Genomic DNA, 23,540 nt, shown 5'->3' with positions numbered 1-23,540 from the left:
AAAAACATGATTGGAGAACCAGATCCCGAAATCAGCATGGAATCAATAATAAATAATAGTCCCGTTATTGTGATTTCAAGGAAAATTGAGAAGAATTTCCCCGTCAAGTACGTATCCAATAATATCAGACAATTTGGATACACACCTGATGATTTTTATTCAGGGGAACTTAAATTTGCTGACCTTATTCATCCAGAGGATCGTAAAGGTGTTTTAAAGACTTTTAAGCACCTGAACAAGCAACTAACTGAATTTGTTCAGGAATACAGGTTAGTAACCCGATTTGATGAGATTCGTTATGTCGAAGACAGGGTTCATATAAGGTCTTATGGCAGTAATGATGCACATATAGAAGGTACGATTCTGGATATAACCGAGCGTAAGCACCATGAAATGATTACCCATCAACGTCAAAATGCTCAGGGGAAGTCTCTTACTGAAATATCTCTTGAGGGTGTTCTGGAACTGCTTGTCACAAATGCAGAAAAGATCCGCCCCGGTCTGACATGTGCTGTTATGTTGCTTGATAGGGATAAGCAGCATATATGTCGTGTAATCGCTCCAAACCTTCCTTTAGTCTACAAAGAAGCTATAGAAGGTGTTGAAATCGGATATGGGGTCTGTTCGGGCGGTACAGCACTTTACATGGGAGAAAGGGTTATCGTTGAGGATATAGAGGAGCATCCATATTGGGCACTATATAGGGACGTTGCAAAGAAGGCAGGCATCAAGGCCAGTTGGGCTGAACTGATAACGGCTTCCACCGGTGAGATACTTGGTGTCTTCATAATGTATTTTAATTTTCCGAATGCACCAAAAAAGGCATGTTTTGAATATCTCAAATCAAACGCAGACCTAGCAGCTATAGAGATCGAACACAGGATCGCTAATGAAACATTCAGGGAATCCGAACATAAGTTCAAAACCATTTTCAATAACATCAATGACCAGATATATGTAAGTGAACTGAACGGGAATCTTATAGATGTGAATCAGGTTGTTGTTGACAGCCTTGGATATTCGAAGGATTACATTCTAAAATCATCCCCTCTTGATATCGTACCTTCCTGGTATGTACAGCGTGCTTCTGAACTTCTCAAAGTGATCGACAGGGATCATAAGGCAATGTATGAAGCTGCAGCTATTCGCAAGGATGGTTCTATCATACCTCTGGAAATTAATGCGCGGATGATCAACTACAATGGAAAGAAGACTATACTGTCAGTTGGCCGTGATATTACCGAGCGTAAAAAAGCCGAAAAGTCAAAACAATTGAACGAATCCCGACTGGAGGCATTGATCACGCTCAACGAGATGACAGCTGCTTCCTTAGATGAGGTCGCTGAGTTTGTCAAGGAAGAAGCTGTTCGTCTAACTGAAAGTAAACTGGGATATCTTGCATTCATGAATGCCGGTGAAACAGAACTCATCATGCATTCCTGGTCAAACTCTGCAATGAGTGAATGTGGTATAACTAATAAACAGTTCATCTATCCTGTAAAGAGTACCGGATTATGGGGAGAGGCTGTAAAGCAGAGGAAACCTATCATCACCAATGATTATGCAGCTCCAAGCCTATTGAAAAAAGGGTATCCTAAAGGACATGTCGAATTGGTAAGGCATATGAATGTCCCAATATTTGACGGGGATCATATAGTTGCAGTAGTTGGTGTCGGAAACAAGGAAGAGGATTATGATGAATCAGACGTTCGTCAGCTGACCCTTTTACTACAGGGAATGTGGAAACTCATTCAGAGGCAGCAGTTGATAAGTGCGTTGAGTAAGTACTCCGAAGAACTTTCAAAGGCTAATACGAAGCTCAGATCTGTCAATATGATCAAGGCGGAATTCCTTGAGGATAGCATGAAAAGAGGCCATGATCTTGTGCATGGATTAGATATACTTGATGATGAAACATTGAATGTTCTGGATGATTCACAAAAAGAGGCTATCTCCATCCTGTTAAGCAATTCGGAAAGGTTGAAACTCCTTGTGGATGCAATTCTATACAATAACCTCCAGCAGTCAGGCAAAATTGAATATTCATTCGCGCCGGTAAGCATAGGCAGTGTTCTTTCTGATGTCCTGCTTAACCAGATACTGCTGATAGATGAAAAAGAACTGATGCTAGAGAAGGATATTCCAACAGGTCTTCCACCGATCAAGGGTGACAAAGAAAAACTGAATGAAATGTTTGTCTATCTTATTCACAATGCTATCAGTCTTACACCTAAAGGAAAGTGTATCGGGGTAGGGGTATGTGAGGAAAATGGTTATCTCCATGTCACTATTACCGACAAAGGCGAAGGGATAGATGAAGACCTGATACCCCGTTTGTTCTACAAGATGTATCAGGTGGATGACTCCATTGCAAGGATGTACCAGGGTCTTGAATCAAGTCTCTATATCTGCAAAGATACTGTAGATGCGCATAAGGGTAATATCTGGATAGAAAGTGAAGTCGGACAGGGAAGTTCATTCCATGTTAAGATTCCTAAATGGACCGAGACAGAGAATACATAATCTGTGGTTATGCAGTCATAAGAAGTTATGACTGCTTTTATTGATGGAATGTTCATTATGAAAGCAGAAACTGATGGTCTATTAAAAAGTGAGGAATCAGGATTTCCAGATACTTACACAAATTCCCTTGGCATGGAATTCATATTGATTCCCGCAGGCAAATTTGAAATGGGTTCACCTGATGATGAAACTAACTGGTATAAGAATGAAAGACCTGTTCATGAAGTTAGCATAGGGGAAGCATTCTATATTGGTAAATTTTTGGTCACACAGGAGCAGTGGACTGAGGTAGTGGGCAGTAACCCTTCCAAGTTTGTTGGAAACGCCAGTCCTGTTGACAGAGTTTCATGGGATGCTGCACAGGATTTTATTAAGAAACTAAGTGAGAAAGAGGGTACTGGTAAATATCGTCTGCCTTCTGAAGCTGAATGGGAATATGCATGCAGGGCGGGTACTGCCACGAGGTATTCGTTTGGTGACAATGACTCCGAACTGGATGAATATTGTTACTGCGGTAATCTGGATATTGGCTCTCATCCTGTGGGCCAGAAGAAACCCAATCCATGGGGATTGTATGATATGCATGGAAATCTTTGGGAATGGATGCAGGACATGTATCATGATAGTTATGAAGATGCTCCTGCAGACGGTAGTCCCCGGGAGGATGCTGATGTTTCTTCAAAGATAATGAGGGTACTACGAGGAGGCAGCTGGCAAACGTCAGCCGCAGGATGCCGGTCTGCAAGTCGGTATTGCTATCCGCCGATTGCCCGCCGTAACAGCAGTCGTGTTGGTTTGCGGCTCCTTAGGGAAATATAAGGATTAAAGAAGGATTAAAGAGTGATTCTATGGTGCAGGGAGATTCATGCATAGATAAGACAATTCTTAGAAAACAACAGGATCACTGGGAAAATGTGTTTTCAAATAATAATGCAAAGTTCGGTGAAAAACCCAGTTTACCTGCTCAATGGGCGGCTGAAACCTTCAGGAAGGAGGGAAAAGCTAAGATTCTTGAACTTGGAGCCGGGCAGGGAAGAGATACTTTATTTTTTGCGGGAAATGGATTTGAGGTCTATTCTCTTGACTATTCTAAAAAAGGAATTCAGGTTATAGAGCAGAAAGCCCGGGAGAATGGATTATCTGAGCATATAACTACTTTGCAGTACGATGTGAGAAAACCTCTTCCATTTGAAGATGAAACCTTTGATGCGTGTTATTCACATATGCTTTACTGTATGCCACTAACGATCTCTGAGCTTGAATCTGTCTCAAAAGAGATAAAAAGAGTCCTTAAGCCCGGTGGGCTGAACATATTCACAACACGACATACTGGAGACTCGCAATATAGATTAGGAATTCACAGGTGTGAAGATATGTGGGAGATAGAGGGTGGATTTATCGTGCATTTCCTGAGCAAAGAGAAAATAGAGCATCTTTCTGAAGGGTATGATATAATTGATATAAAGGAATTTGACGAGGGACCTCTTCCAAGAAAGCTCTTTATGGTTAGTCTCAGAAAAAGTTAAAGGTAAGTTATGAAGGAACCAGATCAATAGTTGGTAAAAAAGACCGAGACAGAATTAATTCTGTTCTCGATTATCTTTTGTTATCTGAATTTATTCTCTTATTTTCCTGATTCCACAGTAACAGGATGCTCAGCAATTATGATTGTTTGCTCAATGATGTCTATGATACTGACCACACCAAATACCAGTCCCAACACGATTCCGGCAATTCCCAGGAATGCATAGGCATCGTAGAGCGTACCTGTTTTGAGTATGGGCTGAATAATGAGGGGGCTTGCCAGTTGTCCAAGGAAGAGAACAGTGGTAAATCCGGAGAATATCTTTCCGCGTGATCTCTCAGGAGCAATTCTTCCAAGCCAGCTTAAGTTTGTGGCGTTAATAACTCCAAAGCCGATGCCGGCTATTATCAATCCTATGATAAGTGTTGCAATGTCAGGGGCTATGGAGAGTGTAAAGATGCCTGCTCCGAACATAATGAAGAAAAAGAGATTGGTCTTTACCTCTGACAGGTATCTTGAAACCCTGATATGCCCGAGTGCCCCTACTGTACCGAAGAGTCCGGGGATGGATATCAAGGCTCCGATGAGAAATGCTGATGAAATGCCTTTTTCGTCAAGGACAAATGGAAGTTTTGTAGGCACTGAAAAGAAGAGTACCATCAGTACAAATGTTGCTACGTAGATAAGGGAGATACTTTTGAGTTGCAGCTGTTTGTTTTTCATTTGACCATTGGAATGGTCCTTTTGTCCTTCTCCCTGACCACTCTTTTTCTTAGACCCGCTGATGGAGATCATGGCTCCCGGGATTATCAGCATCGCAATGAGGTAAATGTAAAAAGGAGCGTGCCAGCTAATATCTGCAAGGGCGCCGCCTGATACTTCAAGCACTACGGCTCCAAAACCCATACATGCCGATTGCAGACCAATTTTTTTCTTAAGTTCGGCACCGGAGTAATTGTCTGCAAGCAGGGCTGTGGCACAAATGGACATTCCTGCAATGCCTATTCCGAGCAATACCCTGAAGGCGAGTATGACATAGAGAGTGTTGAGGATCGCACCTGTGGCTCCTACTAATGCAAATGTGGCAAGGGATGCTATAAGCAGATTTTTCTTGCTATATTTATCAGCAAGGATGCCGATGAAAGGAGAACTGATTATGATACCCAGTGCCGGTAATGTTACTATCATGGATATCAGCAGGCCTGCATCCGGAACGTCGGCAAAGTACTCGAGCATCTTGGGCAATGCCGGTGCGACCGCGGCTGCACCCATGATGGTCAGCATGGATGCACTAAGGATTACGATGAGCTTTAAACTCTCATATTTTTGCGTTGAATTTTTATTATGACCATTTATTGCAGGTCTTTCAGGGGAAATTCCTTCCATTTTTTATCACCTTTTTTATAAGCGGATTCATAACTGTTCTTTGCTATTTTGTGGAGTAGCTCCTTTGCCTGTGTCTTCTCTTCTTCTGTGAATCCTGAAAATGCAGCTTCTTCCCATTCGTTGTCTATTCTTACGATCTCTGGAATGAGCTGTTTCCCTGTTTCAGTTAGATAAAGACGCACAGCGCGGCGGTTGTTCTCATCGGTTATGCGTTTGACAAGACTCTTATCCTCAAGGACATTGACTGCCCGGGCTATACTTCCCTTGTCAATGAGCAGTTTTCCTGCAAGTGTGTCCTGTGTGATACCCTGCTCGATTGAAAGTATTATAAGAACGAAGAATTGTCCTGCAGAAAGACCGAGTTCTTTCATTCGATTGTTTATCCTCACAAATTGACTGCGATAGATTATAGAGGTGAATGCTCCGAGAGGTATGTCGTTCATGTTCTGCTCCTTATAGTGTACAGTTGCCGGCACAACTGTTGTCATGACAACAATAATGGTAAATGGGATATTTAAGGGTTTTTGATAGGGATTTGATGATATTGCTTTTTCAGTTTGAGTTTCGTCTATAATGTAAATTATTTACTTACAACAGGAATTGTGTGATTTAAGGTTGGAGACTATGAACAAACTCTCACTTTTTTTGATACTCTTTCTTTCAGCAATGATAAAACATGCATTTTTTCAACGATGCTCACAGTTAATGGTTGTGGAGAAGAAAATTATACATTATTCAGGATGCTGTCAATAATGGAAATAAAGGAGAATAATTTATAATGAGTGCAGTTTCCATAAAATATGGAAATGAGTTGATATGATTTTCTCACTCAATTTTGTAGTGAGCCAAAAGAAAAAAGAGAATGGTAGAGAATTACTCTCTCCATTCGTATATGTAGTTTGTTCTGTAGGCTCCACCATTGATGTATGTGTAAGTTATTCTGAATGAGCCACCAAATGCGTTTTCCCATGGTGCATCTGCTTTGAACGTACCTTGTTTTACGTCACCGGTTGCATCATGCCATCCCATCTTGAAGAAAGCTCCATATGTTTCATCTTCCAGATAATAGTGGCTTGAGGTTGCTCTGTCGATCGCGACATCTGCTGCGTCTATGTCTATGTTGCTTGAATCTTCAAGTCCGAGATCACCGGGTGCAATCAATGAGCCTTCTTTTCTGACGTTGATCACAATCTCTTCTTCAGCAGCGTAGAAGTCTTCTGGCTCTTCACTGATCGTTCTTACCTGTACAGTTTCGCCTTCATCTCCTGTGTTACTGGTCCAGACATTGCCTCTTTTGTAGTCTACATCATAGCTGTAGTAGTCGTTTGTGCTTACTACTTTGTCACCGTAGTCTTCGACTGTTGTAAGATACCAGCCAGGTACTATGTCTGATGAACTTGTGCCTGATGATTGTGCTACTCTGGTTCCTGTCCAGCCACCGCTCCATGATGAACTATCAGAGCCATATCTCCAGTTTCCTTCGAATGAGTTGCCGTCTTTGCTTAGTTTAAGTTCCACGTCACCTGCATCATTTGGTTCTGCGTATGAAGGGCTTTCGGACCAGGTTCCTATGAATACATCGCCGTTTACAACACCTTCAAGTTTTCCCTTATCGTGTGTGTATTCACCGATTATCTTATCTCCTGATTTTTTGAATGTCATGTCGCCCCAATTTGAAGTCCAGTCTCCTATAAAGCTGGATGATGTGCTTTCTGCTGTGAATCCGCTTTGTGGGGTTGGTAATGCTTCTGTTGTTCCTGTGTTTCCAAAGTCTGCCTGCTGGCTGCCTATTGTTGTACCGGCTAGAAGATCAAGTGGTATAGAAACAGTATCTCCGTTTATTATCTCGAATTCTACGGATTCTTCGACTCCTGCTCCGCTTATGATTACTTTATAATCTCCGAGTGGCCAGCCGTCATCTGGTTTTTCGAGTATGAATGTTCCACGTCCAAAGTCTTCGCCAGTTTCTGATTCAAAGGTGTGGATCGAGTAATCACTGTCAAGGTAAATCCATTCCACACTTATTATGTCGTTGTCAAAGTTGTCATAGATGAACCATGCGTACAATTCTTCTGAGTCCTTTGAATATTTCAGTACCTTATCGACTGGTATGAAGTTTTGTGTTGATGATGTCATCATTACTTCAAGAAGTCGTGGTTCGCCTGTGGCTGTCATATCTCCATATTTGTCTGTTACTGCATCTACGATCTGCATTTCTTCTTCGGTTGTCCCGAAGCTTCCAGGTTTGTATGAGTCACTTATGTCAGTACATCCTGAAAACGCTATTATGCCTATCAAGAGCATTGCTACTATTATTTTTGATTTCATTTTACCACCCAGCCATTTGGTTTGGCAATTAGTTGTGACTTTTTATGTTACTCTATTTATTTATTAACTTTTTGATTTTAATCCTCTATAAATACCAATATTAAACTCAAACATCTATTGATAATTCAAAAATTTTAATTGATTATTATGTATTTTATTAATGTTACGAAAAATGTATATTTGAATGTTCTCATTTATTCCGAAAGGAAAAACCCTTTCCAGGATTTTATTCAAATTTATGGGTTTGATGATACTTTTCCTATTAACATGGACAATGTAGTAGATTCTCATAAAAGGAGAAGGCATCGCATGATTATGTGTTTCCTTCAGTATGCATTAATTCGTACAGCTTTGGAGACTTTGATCATTGGATGGTTTCAGGTATCACTCAAAATGAAAACAATATAAGAAATACAGATTTTGTGGCTACTTTAGGTGTAAGTTCCACGTAATATCTTCAACTTTTAAGTTCATCTATACATTCAAAAGATATATATGTACGTGCATATAAACTCTAATTTACACAAAATACTGTAATTACAGTAAATTATGTAAACAATGGGTAAATATGGAAACTGCCAGAAAGCAATTTGAAGATATTGTGTATCAGGGGATGAAGTCCTATGGACTCGATGAACTTTCCTCTAAACTACTTGCAGTACTTTATTCTGAGCCAGATCCGCTAACTTTAGAAGAACTTTCCGCAAAGACCGGGTATAGTTTTTCAGCTGTTAGCGCGACAATGAAATTACTTAGCAGAATTACTCTTGCAGATAAAACAAAGAAAGCCGGTTCAAAAAAATTGTACTTCTCAGTTCAAAGAGATTTGCTGACAATGATAATTAATGCAGCAAAAATAAAGAATGAAGCTTTTGTGAATCCAGCGCTTAAATCTCTTCCTGCAATAATTGAAAAATGTCAAAAGAGCAAAACAGATGATTCTGAAGCTATGCTCAAACTGATCGGAGAGTATTATCAACAGATGGTCGCATTAGATCTGATTTTCAAGAATTTAAGTGAATTTACAGAAAATATTCAAAAGGGGATGAGTAAAGGGTGAGTTTGAATACTAAATTACCATATGTGCTATTATCAGTTTTTTTCATTATGCTGGCAGGGACATCTACTGCACTGGCAGGAGCTTCCGGTGATGAATGTTTAACTGCGGTTGTAGAGGATATAAGTCCCAGTTCAGTGGGCATTGATGAAGAATTCACTATAGGCATCGGTCTTGAGAACTGCGGTACAAGAGTTCCGGAAGACATCACTTTTGAAATAATCAGCATCCCTCCCGATATTATAGTTACAGAAGACCTTGTTGCCTATATTCCTACATTTGTTTATCATGACAGTCGAAGGCAGCTGATATACCATATGAGGACAACTCCTGATGCAAAACCAGGTTCGCATATCATAAAAATGAGATTGGCATATGGAAATCAGGCTGTGGAACAAGTTACCTATTATGACGTTGAAGTATTTGTTATAGGTGAACATGCAGAACCAAGGATATCCTCTGTCAAGACCAATCCTGAATATATGTATGAGGGGGATACTGTTGACTTAGATCTGGAGATAGAAAATCTAGGAAAAGGGATAGCAAAATCTGTAATCGTTAAGTTAAATCACGATTTTAAAGGGATCAAAAGCTCTACCATTGGAACTCTTGATTTAAATGCCAGTCAAACTGCATTGTTCAAATTCAAAGCAAACAAGTCAGGAACATTTGACATTCCTGTTATTGTAGAATATGAAGACGATTATGGCAAGCAAAAGGATGAATATGACATTCAGATAACCGTACTCGATAAGAAAGGCAGTCTGAACCTTGCATCTGTAAAGGTCGATCCAATCCTTCCTCAAATGGATGATACTGTTGAACTTACCATGAGGATCGAGAACTCCGGTGACAGGACAATTAACTCAATACGTGTCTATGCAGATCATCCATTCAAGGGACTGAAAGAATCCTTCATCGGAACTCTTGACCCTGATGAGGATGGACCTGCGGTTATCACTTTTATTGCAGACCAGTCGGGAGAGTTCGAGATTCCGGTGACTATCACTTATATCGATGATTTCGGAGAGGAACAGATCGAAACAAAGGTCAATGTCATAGTTATGGAAAAGAGCGGCGGGGCAGGAACAATCATTGTTGTATTACTGCTTCTGGCGGTTATCGGTGGACTTGCCTACAACAATTACAGGACAAAAAAGTCAAAGGATGAGATCATCAAGCAGCTAATGGAAGGCGGTAGCATCCCGGGTGAGAACACAGAAGAATAGAGGTGTCCGATATGATAGATGATATCAGGGTTGGAGCTCTCATTGCAGGCAGCAGCATAAAGCGAGGCAACAAAAAAACATTGGCTTTCATTGTTTTTGTGCTTTCACTTATCTTTATGAATCTTGTTTTTCTTCCTTCGATGATAGGGGGGATGACGGTCCTGTTCACAGGTTTCATGCGGGATTATCCTTATGGGGACATTGTTATCGAGCCTACAGGTGACAACACCTACATCAATAACGCCGATAATGTCCTGCAGAAGGTCCGTGCTGTGGAAGGTGTGAGGGCTGCAACCAAGAGACTGGATGTGGGCGCATCTATCGAACATAAACAGAATGTAGTGGGAGCGACCGTCACAGGTGTGGTTCCCACAGAAGAATATGAGATATCGCAGTATCCGTACATTATCAAAGAAGGGGATTTTCTGGGGGAGCTTTCCCGTGATGAGATCATCATCGGCTCTATTATCTCAGGTACAAGTACGACGTTTGGTGAAATTTATGATGATCTGGGTGAAACCAGAACGGGATCACTTGTTGATGTAACATACAACAATGGTGTGAAGCGGACCTATAAGGTCAAAGGCATCATGGAAGGTAATTTCGAACTTGTGGACCTGAATGCTATGGTCCATTACAAGGAAATAGAAGATGTATACGGCTTGGATAGCGGCAAGGCTACCAGTGTAGTGGTCAGGATAGATGAGCAGGATAGTGAAGATGAAATGAAGGACAAGATCAGGGAAGCCGGGGTCAACGAAAAGATCTTCACATGGGCTGATAAATCAGAGACCCTTATCAGGCAGGCAATGCAAAGTCTGGGTGCTATAGACACTATGTCGAAATTCGTGGGTCTGATAGTCGGTGCAGCATTGATACTTATCATAATCTACATCAACATACTCAACAGGAAAAAGGAGATCGGCATACTGAAAGCCGTGGGGATCACTCCAAGGTCGATAGTTCTCTCTTATGCATTCTTAAGTATGTTCTATGTTTCTATCGGAATATTTGCAGGATTGATATTGTATCTCTCACTTATGCTCTACTTCCAGGCAAATCCTGTAGTATTCTACGAGACTATGGAGATAAGACCACAGATAGATGTAATGCTGCTTATCAAGAGCATAGCTACAATGCTCACTCTGTCGGTGATTGCCGGAACGCTGCCTGCATGGAGCGTATCAAAGGAAAGTATACTCAAAGCCATATGGGGACGCTGAGAATGATTACAGTAAAGGACCTGAAAAGGTATTATGGTTCAGGGAATACGACTGTCAAAGCTCTGAATGGTGTTTCCTTTGAGATAAAGAAAGGGGAATTTGTAGCGATCATGGGTGCCTCGGGAAGTGGCAAAACGACTCTTTTGAGGATACTGGCACTTCTGGACGATGCAACAGGAGGTGAATACACCATCCGGGGTCTGAAGGTTTCCAGTCTACCTGAAGCGGAGCGGAGTTATTACCGGTTGACACAGGTGGGTTATGTATTCCAGGACTATGCTCTTATCAACGAGATGACCGCTGCAGAGAATGTGTACATTCTTTCCATGATGGAAGGAAAGTCGAAGAAGGAATCTTATAATACAGCCCTTGAAGCACTGGATAAGGTCGGCCTGAAGGATAAACATGACAGGATCCCAGATGAGTTATCCGGTGGGGAAAAGCAAAGGGTGGCCATTGCAAGGGCTATTGCTAAAAAACCCGACATTATGTTTGCTGATGAGCCCTGCGCAAATCTGGATACCAGAAACTCTGAACAGGTGCTGGAAGTGTTCAAGGATCTTAATGACAACTACGGCCAGACCATTGTGATGGTAACGCATGAGCCGTGGCATGTTAAGTATGTTGACAGGGTGATCACATTCCAGGATGGAGTTATGGTTAGTGATGAGTGGGTGGAAGATAATTGATGTGAAATCGTATTCTATCCAATTATCTTTCTGCAAGTTCAACTATACCGGTACACCACTAATTTTTAATAAGCATGACTGCCCTATATACCCTGATGAACAACAACTAAGCATCCTGTTCTATTCGAAAGTTGTTAGCGGTTAATCGAAGATTTCGAGTCCCGGGATTTTCCCATAAAAGGAGAACTCATTATGAATTTTAAAGATATTATTGAGTTTACAAAGAAACCACAGTTATACGCAGAAGGAAATGCAGTTATGTGGACGGATGCCCACATTTCAGAACAGTTGTTGAACATCCATCTTAACCCGGATATCGATCTGGCAAGCCGGAGAAGGTCAAGTATCGAGAGTACGGTTGACTGGATCCTTAATTCGATGAATATGGAAAAGATGAACATACTCGACCTCGGGTGTGGTCCAGGCCTGTATTGCGAGATGATGGCAGAGAAAGGACATAAGGTCACAGGTATCGATTTTTCAAAGAATTCCATCGAGTATGCCAGAAAGGAAGCCACGAGAAAAAGTCTGGATATCGAGTATGTGAACCAGAACTATCTTGAACTCAACGAGGAGAACAGGTACGACCTTGTGATGATGGTCTTCACCGACTTTGGTGTCCTGAAGCCACATGAAAGAGAGATACTTATCAGGAATATTCACAGGGCCTTAAAACCAGGTGGAATCTTCATATTTGATGTCCTGAGCGACATGGATCTCGAAAAGAAAGTCTCTGAAAGGACATGGGAGGTGGAAGAGACCGGTTTCTGGAAGGACAGGCCATACCTGATACTCTCGGATTCTTTCCTGTATCAGGATGAGGAAGTAATACTGTACCAGCATATAGTGACGGACGAGTCTGAGAATTCAGATGTCTATCGTTTCTGGACTCACTTTTTCACATCTGATGATCTGAAAAAGATGCTGGAACCGGAAGGTTTTGAGGACATCGAATGTTCTGATAAGGTGTTGCCTGAGATTGATATGTGGAACGGTAAGAATGTGTTATTCTGCAAGGCCAGGAAAGCTGCTGGAGAAATGGATACCTGATGGTATCTATTTCTTATTTTGTTTTTCAAAGAATATCTAAGTGAATAAAGTTTTAATAAAGCTTTTTTTAATCAATTTAAAGCCATAATTGTCTTTTTCCTGCTAAGTATACTTAAATTAAAGCCTGATAATCAGGCTTAAGATTTTCTAAATACTCTTAAAAGTAGGCTGTGCGGAACCGTTTTTTTCACAGAGAAAAAAGGTAACATCGAGATAGTCACCAATTCAAACTTCTATTTACATCACAACATCAATTATATCAAAAAGCCAAAATATATATGCTAAATCAGCAAAGTTATTATTGTGAAGACCATAACCAAACTTAGAATTCTTTATCCGGTATGGACTGTCATAAGCATATTTTCATTGTTATACGCACCGACACTTGCCAGTGAATCTACATTATTCAAAGTTGGTCAGTTAGGTCAGATCGTTGTACAGGTGTTCCAGATAGTGATTGCGTTATTGCTGTACAAATTATTCATGGATACCGATAAGGAACAGGCATCGTTGATAGTCATATTCGGTCTTTTAGGAGTGCCTTTCTCATTGATGGCAATACTCATGCCTGAAGCAATACACTTAGCAGAGGTCTTCTGGGGTTTGTGGCTTATACCAATTGGCACGCTGGTTATCAGATCGGGAATGTTCCCAAAATGGATTGGATACTTTTTATATCTGGGTTCATTAGGATACTTCGGAGCAACGGTCTCATATTTCCTTATAGGATCTGTGCCAGCCTTTGTTGATATCTTCACAATGGGTGAGATTATATGGATGTTATGGATAACCTTCGTAGGTGCTAAAGAGATCCGGAATTGATCGTGAATGGAGCATTTTCAGGATTTGTCACTTCGATGTTCCAGTTACTTCTGTCAAAAAGTTTATTCATAATAACATATTGAATTAATGTTATGAATAGTGAATACAGGAACAAAGGAAGTGATGTTTCAGACACCAGTGTTATTCCCGGCTGGAACACTTCTCTTGAGTCTACATTTTCAGCTTATAAAGGACCATATATTCCCGGGAGGATCTCAACCCAACATAAGACGGTCTGGAATATACTTACTGAGAAGGGAGAGATACAGGCAGCAATATCAGGAGCTATGCGTAAGGTCGGCAAACAGCCGGTAGTCGGGGACTTTGTTGTACTGCTTGATCAGAGTGATATAGGTTCATACACCATCGTAGATATTCTCCCGCGAACATCCTGTCTTTCCAGAGGTTCTGCAGGTGAGTCCAGTGAAGAACAGTTGATAGCTGCGAACATTGATACGATCTTCATTGTCACGGCTGTGGGACATGACCTTAACGTGCGAAGACTTGAAAGATATCTCACCATCGTTCATTCTTCCGGTGCAAAACCTGTCATTCTCATTAACAAGATTGACCTTGTCGAGAGCCTGCCGGATGACGTGTCAGAAACGATACAGGAAATAAGAGATACCGCTGATGATGTTCCGGTGATTACTCTTAGTGCTCTTACAAGTACTGATCTGGAAAAGCTGGACCCTTTCATGAATCCGGATGAAACGATAGCTCTAGTCGGTTCCTCAGGAGTTGGCAAATCCACCCTCATCAATGCTCTTTTAGGCCACGATATTCAGAAGACATTAAGTGTACGTGAAGATGACGATAAAGGAAGACATACCACCACTGTCAGACAGCTTTTTACTCTCCCGAACGGCACAATATTCATCGATAACCCCGGCATCCGTGAGATCCAGCTAGGAGATTCGTCCGATGGTATCGACAGGACATTTTCCGATATTTCAGAACTTGCTCAAAATTGCCGTTTCAAGGATTGTACACATAGGAATGAGCCACACTGTGCCGTCAGAAAAGCAGTCGACGAAGGGCTCCTATCTCAGGAAAGGTTTGACAGTTATCATAAGCTCAGCGATGAGCTGGCCTTCCAGGCAGACAAGGCTGAGATCGGGTTGAAGGGAGTTGAGAAGAAAAAGTGGAAAGGGGTAGCTATTGCAAGAAAGCATTTGAAGACTGGGGAACAGTGATAGTTGCAGGTTGAAGGCAGGAAGAAGAATGCTGAAGCTGATAAATCTTTTACTCTTAATGCTCATGTAAGGGGACGATTGGAGATGTGGGTAAATTAGAGATATACATATTATACATATCTTAGAAATAGTACATTCTGTGATTGTATTAACATTTTTAATTGAATAAAAAGAAACAGGACTCTCATTCAGTCTTTTCTGCAAGGTGCTCTTTTGAAAAGAACATTTTCCTATCATATACAATGATAGCAGCGGCCACAAGTATTAGAATAACAGTCTCGATACACTTTGTGTTCTGGGTTATATCCAGCAGTTCTTGGGACATATTAATAATGAAGTGAAAGACTATAGCGGCAATGATGCTTTTTCCGTTCTTTATGCATATCCAGCTGATGATCATTCCCATTGGAATGATGCTAATAAAAAAGTTCACACCGTACCAGATACTTTCATTGAATATCTCATACTGGTAGGAGTTGTTGACAAATATCAGTGGAAAATGCCATAATGACCATAGTACACTGAAAATAAGCGATGCTGTAAAGTAGGTATACCGACTCTGCAGGCTGTCAAAGGCATAACCTCGCCATCCGAGTTCTTCAAAACTGGCCGCAAGCAGGAGAACCAACAATACCGGAACGGCTCCTGCAGAGAAAGAGAAACCTTCCGCAAACTGAAATTGTGATACTGTTTCTCCGAAAAAAAGGGAAATAAGTGTGGATGCCAGAACTGTCAGAGGCATTAACAAGATAAATACAGGCATGATTTTTGGTTGTATCAACTTGATATTAGTAAGTCTGTTAATAAAATCATTTTTCAAATCCACATTCTTTGAACGGTAGATCATAATAAGAGAGATAAGAAATGGTGCCATAAGTCCGGGAAGCATTATAAGTATGTATAGACCGCTTCCACCATCATGAAAGCTCAAGTATGCTCCTGCAAACCAGAGAACATAGGTTACGATAAAGGTTGAAAGATAATAGATGCCGGGTTTGTATTTGTAATCAGGTATCATTCTTTTTCCGGATATGTAATTATCAGAGTCTTATGAATTAAAGGCACATCTAAAGTATATCTACCTTTATCTTTTGATTTTTTAAAATATATCATTTTCGTGGCCCAATGAATAAAAGGCTCACATTACATTATTTCAAGCAACTTATCCAGGATAATAATAGAATATGCCAATCATTCTGAATCCAGGTTTGATGAGGATATTGGGCTTATGGAAAGGAAATACGTTCACGCCAATGGTATCCTTTACATTGGGAAGGAAGCCAACAACATTGATGAAGAGGAATTGGAGCTTCAGAGAGCACAGACCTTCATTGAGAAGAAGTTAATGAGAAAGTGAACAAACAAATTCTTGCATTAAGGGATTATTTATAGAATAAAGAGGATATATTTTATTTAGATGTTCGCAATGCTTTGCTGGGCACTCTATAAGGGAAATGGGAGAAATTATGATGAAAAGACCATCTATTACAGAAGCACCATCAACGGTAAGTGCAACTTATGTTGAGCCATCTATCACACGTCTACTCAAACCAGGTGAGAAGATCGACAACCTTTTTACAAGGAACTCAATGCAGGAATATGTTTTGCAACGCCTGACAGAACGCACATACTGGTATCAAGGTCAATATTACGGAACGATATTCTATGTTGGCGAAAACGGCGTTTTGCTTTTTGATGCTCTCGATGGACAAAGCGAATACATCAAGAAAGCAATAGCATCTGTCACCAGTCTTCCGTTGACTGCGATCGTGTATTCTCATGCCCATGCCGATCATATCGGTGACGCTAATATTTTTACAGAGGATGGAGCCATACAGCGAATTATTGCCTCGAAAGCCACGGCAGAAAAGATGGATTTCCTCAAGAGTTCTCTCCCTGCACCCACGGAAACGGTAGCTTGGCCACAAGGGTCCTTCAAGTTCGAAGATCTTACCGTCGAACTTCATGGATTCGAGCGTGCATCGCATTGCGATGACCACGGAGTTTGGCTGCTTCTTGAGGAAAAAGTGGCACACCTGCCTGACCTCGTTAATCCTGACCAGCTGCCCTTCTGGGCCTTTGCCGGTTCAGAGAATTTTGTCTATTACGAGGCGAACGTCGAACAGCTCGCCAACCTGGATTGGACCTATTTAAGCGGGGGGCATGGCAATGTTGGAGACAAAGCGGATATTGAGTTCTACCGCTCCTTCCTTTCTGATCTCAAACAGGCTGTAGGTCAAGCTATGGGCGAAGTCGAATGGGGTACAGGTGTCGATGCAGACAAGGTCAATGCACACACTGCTTTCCTCCCTGCATGGTTCGATGCTATTGCCAAGAATGCAACTGATGCATTGCGCCCAAAGTATGGAAGTTACTACGGATTCGAGATGGCAACCCCACGGAACGCTGAGATGGTGGCTGATGCCATGCTTAGCTATAGATGATTTTTGTCTATAAACGGCGGGCTGAAGAACAATTCTAAGCCCTCGATTATTTTTTCTCTATCTGCTCGTTAAGCTCTTTACCATTAATTATTTTCTAATTTTATAGAATATCGACTAAAGCAGAGAAAATATTCACTTTTGTTAACTTTATGTTGATGAGTTAAACATTAAATTAATAGAACCGAAATTCTATCGTTCCGTTTTTTCTAGTAAACTATATACCCCTATTAACTCTATAGTGAGAAGATTTGAACCACCAGAACCTTACTCCCAAACCCTTAAATATCACTTCCACCCTCCAATCTAATAATGTCAAATCCTACCATAACTCACACTTTACGCAATGTGTCTGTAGTAGTGGTAGTGTTACACGCTTGAGCAAGATAATCAGAACTTTTCTGGCTCAAGTGCGCTGTTTTTGGTTAATTTACTGATTAGTGTATCCTGTGCTGGAATCGTTCTTTCCACGGAGAATTGAAAATGGAAGAAATGAATGGAGCAGAGATCTTAGTTAAAAGTCTGGAGGACCTTGGGGTCAAACAAATCTTTGGTTATACGGGAGCGGCAATACTTCCGGTATTCCATGCCCTTCAGCAGAGTGATATTGAGATAGTCATCAATGCCAACGAGCAGGCATCGGCATTCAGTGCTGCCGGTTATTCCCGGTCAAGTGGTGAAGTAGGAGTAGCCATAGTCACATCCGGACCTGCCATTACCAATACACTGACCAGCGTTGCTGATGCTTTTGGTGACAGTATTCCATTGCTTGTTTTCGCAGGGCAGGTCCCTGAACATAAGATAGGCACCGACTCCTTCCAGCACATCAACGTTAAGGGAGTTTTCGGGGATGCGGCCAAGAAGGTCATACAGGTATCAAATGACGATGATCTCGAGTCAATAATCAAGGATGCCTACTACTTTGCAATGTCTGGAAAGCCCGGGCCTGTTGTCATAGATGTTCCTCTGGATAAACAGCAGAAGATGCATGAATACCAGAACATGAACGTCCTAAGATTCGAGGAGAGTTATCACGATGACAGGCACCTGTGCGAAGAACAATGCGAAGAGTTCTACCAGTTGTTCCTCAGATCAAAAAGACCGCTTCTCTATCTGGGAGGAGGTCTCAACTCAGAAGCAGGAAGTCACGCCATCAGGGAGTTCAACGAGTATTTCGGGGTTCCTTCAGTTAACACTCTAATGGCAAAGGGTGTAGTTGACGCAAGAGATGACCTCAACCTTGGTATGCTGGGAATGTTCGGCACACCTTATGCTAACATGCTCATTCAGGAGAACGACTTCTTCTTCGCTATCGGTGTCCGCTGGGATGACAGGGTCGCGGAAAAGGTCGGGTTTGCAATAGGCACCGACGTAGCCTACATTGATATCAATCCCGAGAAGATGCACCAGATAAAGATAGAACGAGGACCTAAATTCTCATTTATCGGGGATGCTGCCACAGCCATCATGGACCTGCTGAACTATGCTAAAAAGCACAACATCACATTGAATATCCATGACTGGCAGGAACGTGCCAGATTCCTGAAGAGGTCCTGGCCACTAAATTACAACCGTGAATCCGAATACATCCAATCAGCCGAGGTCATGGCTTTGCTTTCAACTTATGTTGACGGTAACACAAAGATAACCACGGGTGTTGGCAATCACCAGATGCTTGCAGCCCAGTACCTGCCAATGCAAAAGGCGAAATCCTTCATGACCTCTGGTTCATTTGGGACAATGGGCTTTTCCATGCCAACATCTATCGGTGTTCATTATGCAAACCCTGAAGCAAGGGTTATAGCAATCGACGGTGACGGCAGTCTGCGGATGAATCTGGGAGAACTGCATACAATTGCATCACTTGACCTGCCAATCAAGATACTCATGCTGAACAACAGGAGTGATGGCATGGTCCAGAACCTGCAGGATGCAGCCTATGATGGAATGAGAACGGGAACACAGAGACCAAAAGATGTTCACTTTGCAGAGATTGCAAGGTCATTTGGATTCTGTTATGCAGAAAGGATAACCTACAGAAGCGATCTGAAAGACGGTATGGAAGCTTTCCTTAATGCAGAAGGACCTTGTTTCCTTGAAATCTGCACGGACAGGGAAGAGATACTCTATCCGAAGGTTCCTGCAGGTGGAGCTTATAAGGATATGATCCTTGGTCCGTACATTAAGCAGGTATCCGGTGATACTATCGAGTAGATTCGATCAATGTAGGGATAGCTGCTCATATATAGAAAAAAGAACAAATTGAAAGTGAGTATGCCAACTAAATAATCACTAAATATTTAATATAAAGGGGAGTGGGCTATGAAAAAAGTGATAATAGCAACCATGATGCTGGCAGTTATTCTGACTGCCGGATGCGCAGGTATTGGAAGCAGTCCCGCAAAGACCGTGGAGAGCTTTGCATTGCAGTTTGATGAAGGGAATTATGACTCGTGTTATACTCTCATGTCATCAGACTACAAGGGTGAAACCGATCTTGCAGGTTTTGTAGGCATCTGCAAGGATGTGAATCCTGATAAGTATGAGTTCATAGAAGTAACTAAAGAATACATTGATGAGGACACATCAGTGGTTGATGTACTTGTAAATGAATCCTCTGTAGCTATCAAGTTCTCGCTCAAGAATTTCATTGAGGTTGAGCCGGAATTTGAGGAAGTTACAAAACAGATCGAACTGGTAAAGCAGGAAGATGAATGGAAAATAACTGAGTTTCCATATGTATTGACCTGATAATTCTGTGTATAGCATTTAATAGACGAGAGTGGGAAAAAATGAGGGATGTAGTATTATTGATAACATGCAGCCTGGATGGCTTCATAGCAGCAGAAGATGGAAATGTTGACTGGCTGCTGCCGGATAAAGAATACGATTTCGATGCATTCATGCATGAAGTGGACATTTTGCTTATGGGTCATAAGACCTATGATCAGGTATTGGGCTTTGGTAAATGGCTTTATGAAGGTAAAGAGTGCTATGTATTCACAAAACAGCATCCATGTCCTGAAGATAAAAGGGTTATATTTTCAGACGATCCGATAGGTACTGCAGAAAATCTGATGCTGGGGTCCGGAGGGGCAATATGGGTTGTAGGCGGTACATCCATCATTTCCCAGCTTCTTAACAAAAACCTTATCAATGAACTCAGAATAGTGGTACAGCCCATTGTACTTGGAAAAGGAATACCACTTTTCAGGGACATAAAAAAGAGCATAAAGCTGGAACTTATTGCTACACAGGTATTCGGCTCAGGACTCGTTGAACTTGTATACAGGCCAGGTATCTGATGCGAAATATACAGAATTGATTAAATAGTAATCTGTAGTAGTTAACACCAACTTCAAACCTAACAGGGCATTTGGACGATGATTTTAATTAATGAGATGGAATGATCATGACAGAAGACTTAATCAATGAACATGTAAAATGGATCGTAAGCGTTGACCGTCGGCTCATTCTTATGCAATTCATGAAAAAACACATGATAGCCAATGCTTCAGAAGTAGCACAGGAAACGCAAAGATCTACCCAGAACATCAGTCATGCCATAAAGGAATTTGAAGACAAGGATCTTATAGAATGTCTCACTCCTTCCAAGACCACATGGAAAAAATATGTTCTTACAGACATGGGAAAAACAGTCATGGAAAAAATGGATGGGAAATTTATCTGATCTTCATCCCCTTTCTTTCTCAGTATTATATCTTATTTTCGAATTCGCAAAGTCTGTTTTTCAGGAGACTGGCGGATAACAATCAATCTAAAGCTTTTCGAGTCATATGATGCCCGATTTTTTAGATATAGACTAAATCCAGGTTCTGTAGAATTTCTCTAATGATTTTTTGTGTTAAAAAATACTCCGAATATTAATTTTTTTGAAATCTTCATGTTATAATAGGATATGAAGTGTTTTCTATAAAGCCCAAACATGCTATATATTTAAATACTGACAGACGCTTCTATGGTGCTCCGTCAAAATAGGCGGTGCATACTGGATGGATGAATCAAACGGTATTGGGATCAGGATCATAAAGAGTTCTAATGGATAATTTCCATTGATATGAAAGCAGTTTTATTATCGCAATTATAACAATTATAATAATTCAAATTGCCTTTAAAATAATTTCTGTCCTGAAACCGATGATAAGTCGTTATAAAGCGATTATTTGAGATATTCTTGCTTTTTCCACTAGTAATTCAAAGTATTCCATATCCAGATGAATGATCACAACATGATTCCATCTGAAGTAACGTTTTTCGCAAAGTACCCTACAATTATTGGTGTATCTTCAGTTTAAAGCGTTGACATAACTTGCGCGTGCATAGTAATTTTAAAAACATGATTAATATGGCATTTATAGAAAATTTAAAGAACAATGATTTGAACCTCAAAAATGAGGTCTTGTCCGGGCTGACAGTTTCATTAGCCCTTGTACCTGAAGCTGTGGCTTTCTCAATAATAGCAAATGTTAGTCCGTTGGTTGGACTCTACTCTGCATTCATCATTGGAATAATAACAGCAATCATAGGCGGCAGACCAGGAATGATCTCCGGTGCCACAGGTGCAATAGCAGTTGTAGTTGTTGCCCTGGTATTCCGACACGGAGTCGAGTATCTTTTTGCCGCTGTAGTTCTAATGGGTATTATCCAGATTACCATTGGGGCCTTGAAATTAGGTAAATTCATTCGGCTTGTGCCACATGCAGTAATGTTTGGATTTGTGAACGGACTGGCTATCGTTATTTTCATGGCTCAGCTTTCCCAGTTCAAATTTATTGACATTAATGGAATAGAACACTGGTTAGGTGGACAGGCACTCATGGTCATGCTGGGCTTTGTAGGCCTGACAATGGCTATCATCTATTTGATGCCCAGATTGACAAAAGCTGTTCCTGCTTCACTAACTGCAATTATAGTTGTTTCGGCCATTATCATCTTCTTCCGGATAGAAACCAGAACAGTTGGAGATATTGCATCTATTGCAGGCGGTTTACCTGAATTCCATCTGCCACAGGTCCCACTTAATCTGGAAACACTGAAAATTGTATTCCCATATTCAATTATCATGGCATTGGTAGGCTTGATCGAAAGTCTATTGACGCTGACCGTGATAGATGAAATGACCGAAACAAGAGGCAGGGCAAATAAAGAAAGTGTTGCACAGGGTGTTGCCAATTTTGTTTGCGGCTTATTTGGAGGTATGGGCGGCTGCGCCATGATAGGGCAGAGTCTCATCAACATAAATTCAGGTGCAAGAAGCAGAATATCAGGAATCATTGCAGCTGTTGGCCTATTACTTATTGTGCTGGTAGGAGCCCCACTTATTGAAATGATACCAATGGCAGCATTAGTTGGAGTGATGTTTGTGGTTGCCATCGGAACATTTGAATGGGCTTCATTGAAAATATTCAGTAAAGTACCCATAACGGATGTGATTGTTATGGTGCTCGTCGCAGCCATAACTGTAATCTACCACAACCTTGCAGTAGCGGTAATTGCAGGTGTTATCATTTCCGCATTGGCTTTTGCCTGGGAGAATGCCAAACTGGTACGTTCAAGAGAAACAGTTGATGAAAACGGAATAAAACACTACGAATTCTTTGGGCCGTTGTTCTTTGGTTCAGTTACAGAGTTTCAAAATAAATTTGATGTCCTAAACGATCCGGATGAGATAATTATTGATCTCAAAGAATCAAGAGTTGCAGATCATTCTGCAATTGAAGCATTAAATAAGATAACTGAACGCTATGCAAAGATTGGTAAAAAAGTTCATCTGCGCCATTTAAGTGAAGATTGTCAAATACTGCTGGACAACGCATCTGCCATAATTGACATCAATCACTGGGAAGATCCGCATTACAAAGTTCCTTCTGATATACTGGCATAAGGTTTCCTGTGGAAAACAGGCAGCTAAGATTTATTTGAAGAAGAGGGATATCAGTAATTACGATAACCCTCAATTATTTTTTGTAGAAAATGATAGAGCATGCCCCAGTTCCTTTGTTTAAATGTGATATCTTACTGGCTGATGCAATAAGTACAATATTCATTTT

General features: G+C 41.1%; 21 protein-coding genes. 17 read left to right on the top strand and 4 right to left on the bottom strand.

Annotated elements, in window-relative coordinates; translation table 11 throughout:
* The first annotated feature begins 36 nt into the window (after positions 1-36).
* The 3 genes from RE476_RS04150 to RE476_RS04140 are packed head-to-tail and all read left to right on the top strand — an operon-like array spanning position 37 to position 4,049.
* Positions 37-2,523: a GAF domain-containing protein gene (locus RE476_RS04150; protein ID WP_309309145.1), complete on the top strand. Its 2,487-nt coding sequence runs from the start codon at positions 37-39 to the stop codon at positions 2,521-2,523.
* A gap of 27 nt (positions 2,524-2,550) precedes the next feature.
* Positions 2,551-3,342, top strand: coding sequence for a formylglycine-generating enzyme family protein (locus RE476_RS04145; RefSeq protein WP_309309144.1), 792 nt, complete (start codon positions 2,551-2,553; stop codon positions 3,340-3,342).
* A 29-nt stretch (positions 3,343-3,371) separates the two neighbouring features.
* Positions 3,372-4,049 (top strand): class I SAM-dependent methyltransferase, encoded by a 678-nt coding sequence (locus tag RE476_RS04140; RefSeq protein ID WP_309309143.1) that lies wholly within the window; start codon positions 3,372-3,374, stop codon positions 4,047-4,049.
* A gap of 98 nt (positions 4,050-4,147) precedes the next feature.
* Here the strand turns inward: RE476_RS04140 and RE476_RS04135 are convergent, their stop codons facing one another.
* The 3 genes from RE476_RS04135 to RE476_RS04125 all read right to left on the bottom strand — a co-directional run bounded on the left by RE476_RS04135 (position 4,148) and on the right by RE476_RS04125 (position 7,762).
* The gene (locus RE476_RS04135) at positions 4,148-5,434 is read right to left on the bottom strand and encodes an MFS transporter (protein WP_309309142.1); all 1,287 of its coding nucleotides are present in this window, start codon (positions 5,432-5,434) and stop codon (positions 4,148-4,150) included.
* Complete coding sequence (locus RE476_RS04130; RefSeq protein ID WP_309309141.1) at positions 5,401-5,922, bottom strand: MarR family winged helix-turn-helix transcriptional regulator; 522 nt, start codon at positions 5,920-5,922, stop codon at positions 5,401-5,403. Before RE476_RS04130 ends, RE476_RS04135 begins: the two co-directional genes overlap by 34 nt.
* Positions 5,923-6,307: 385 nt before the next feature.
* Positions 6,308-7,762 (bottom strand): hypothetical protein, encoded by a 1,455-nt coding sequence (locus tag RE476_RS04125; protein ID WP_309309140.1) that lies wholly within the window; start codon positions 7,760-7,762, stop codon positions 6,308-6,310.
* Between the two features lie 568 nt (positions 7,763-8,330).
* Here RE476_RS04125 and RE476_RS04120 point away from each other — a divergent pair.
* The 7 genes from RE476_RS04120 (at position 8,331) to rsgA (ending at position 15,028) form a co-directional block, all read left to right on the top strand.
* Positions 8,331-8,822, top strand: a complete 492-nt coding sequence (locus RE476_RS04120; RefSeq protein ID WP_309309139.1) for a GbsR/MarR family transcriptional regulator — start codon at positions 8,331-8,333, stop codon at positions 8,820-8,822.
* A gap of 47 nt (positions 8,823-8,869) precedes the next feature.
* The gene (locus RE476_RS04115) at positions 8,870-10,048 is read left to right on the top strand and encodes a COG1361 S-layer family protein (RefSeq protein WP_309309138.1); all 1,179 of its coding nucleotides are present in this window, start codon (positions 8,870-8,872) and stop codon (positions 10,046-10,048) included.
* Positions 10,049-10,059: 11 nt separating this feature from the next.
* Positions 10,060-11,271, top strand: a complete 1,212-nt coding sequence (locus RE476_RS04110; RefSeq protein ID WP_309309137.1) for an ABC transporter permease — start codon at positions 10,060-10,062, stop codon at positions 11,269-11,271.
* A 2-nt stretch (positions 11,272-11,273) separates the two neighbouring features.
* Entirely contained in the window at positions 11,274-11,960 is a 687-nt protein-coding gene (locus RE476_RS04105; protein ID WP_309309136.1) for an ABC transporter ATP-binding protein, read from the top strand.
* A gap of 192 nt (positions 11,961-12,152) precedes the next feature.
* Positions 12,153-13,010 (top strand): class I SAM-dependent methyltransferase, encoded by an 858-nt coding sequence (locus RE476_RS04100; protein WP_309309134.1) that lies wholly within the window; start codon positions 12,153-12,155, stop codon positions 13,008-13,010.
* A 303-nt stretch (positions 13,011-13,313) separates the two neighbouring features.
* Positions 13,314-13,832 (top strand): DUF4386 domain-containing protein, encoded by a 519-nt coding sequence (locus RE476_RS04095; RefSeq protein WP_309309133.1) that lies wholly within the window; start codon positions 13,314-13,316, stop codon positions 13,830-13,832.
* Positions 13,833-13,924: 92 nt separating this feature from the next.
* A complete protein-coding gene (gene rsgA / locus RE476_RS04090) occupies positions 13,925-15,028 on the top strand; it encodes a ribosome small subunit-dependent GTPase A (RefSeq protein WP_309309132.1) in 1,104 nt (367 codons plus the stop codon).
* A 184-nt stretch (positions 15,029-15,212) separates the two neighbouring features.
* Here rsgA and mmrce1 read toward each other — a convergent pair whose 3' ends face one another.
* Positions 15,213-16,046, bottom strand: coding sequence for an MmRce1 family CPBP family CAAX prenyl protease (mmrce1, locus tag RE476_RS04085; protein ID WP_309309131.1), 834 nt, complete (start codon positions 16,044-16,046; stop codon positions 15,213-15,215).
* 210 nt (positions 16,047-16,256) lie between these two features.
* On the opposite strand from mmrce1, the gene RE476_RS04080 reads away from it, so the two are divergent.
* The 7 genes from RE476_RS04080 (at position 16,257) to RE476_RS04050 (ending at position 23,374) form a co-directional block, all read left to right on the top strand.
* Positions 16,257-16,385, top strand: coding sequence for a hypothetical protein (locus RE476_RS04080; protein WP_309309130.1), 129 nt, complete (start codon positions 16,257-16,259; stop codon positions 16,383-16,385).
* Between the two features lie 112 nt (positions 16,386-16,497).
* Positions 16,498-17,472: an MBL fold metallo-hydrolase gene (locus RE476_RS04075; RefSeq protein ID WP_309309129.1), complete on the top strand. Its 975-nt coding sequence runs from the start codon at positions 16,498-16,500 to the stop codon at positions 17,470-17,472.
* 480 nt (positions 17,473-17,952) lie between these two features.
* A complete protein-coding gene (locus RE476_RS04070; protein WP_309309128.1) occupies positions 17,953-19,683 on the top strand; it encodes a thiamine pyrophosphate-binding protein in 1,731 nt (576 codons plus the stop codon).
* Between the two features lie 108 nt (positions 19,684-19,791).
* Positions 19,792-20,220 (top strand): hypothetical protein, encoded by a 429-nt coding sequence (locus tag RE476_RS04065; RefSeq protein ID WP_309309127.1) that lies wholly within the window; start codon positions 19,792-19,794, stop codon positions 20,218-20,220.
* A 41-nt stretch (positions 20,221-20,261) separates the two neighbouring features.
* Positions 20,262-20,774, top strand: a complete 513-nt coding sequence (locus tag RE476_RS04060; RefSeq protein ID WP_309309126.1) for a dihydrofolate reductase family protein — start codon at positions 20,262-20,264, stop codon at positions 20,772-20,774.
* A gap of 107 nt (positions 20,775-20,881) precedes the next feature.
* Complete coding sequence (locus tag RE476_RS04055) at positions 20,882-21,160, top strand: sugar-specific transcriptional regulator TrmB (protein WP_309309125.1); 279 nt, start codon at positions 20,882-20,884, stop codon at positions 21,158-21,160.
* 675 nt (positions 21,161-21,835) lie between these two features.
* Complete coding sequence (locus tag RE476_RS04050) at positions 21,836-23,374, top strand: SulP family inorganic anion transporter (RefSeq protein WP_309309124.1); 1,539 nt, start codon at positions 21,836-21,838, stop codon at positions 23,372-23,374.
* The last annotated feature ends 166 nt before the right edge of the window (positions 23,375-23,540 follow it).

The organism is Methanolobus mangrovi (assembly GCF_031312535.1).
GTDB classification, from domain to species: Archaea; Halobacteriota; Methanosarcinia; order Methanosarcinales; family Methanosarcinaceae; genus Methanolobus; species Methanolobus mangrovi.
This window is presented reverse-complemented; position numbering and strand designations above follow the sequence as displayed.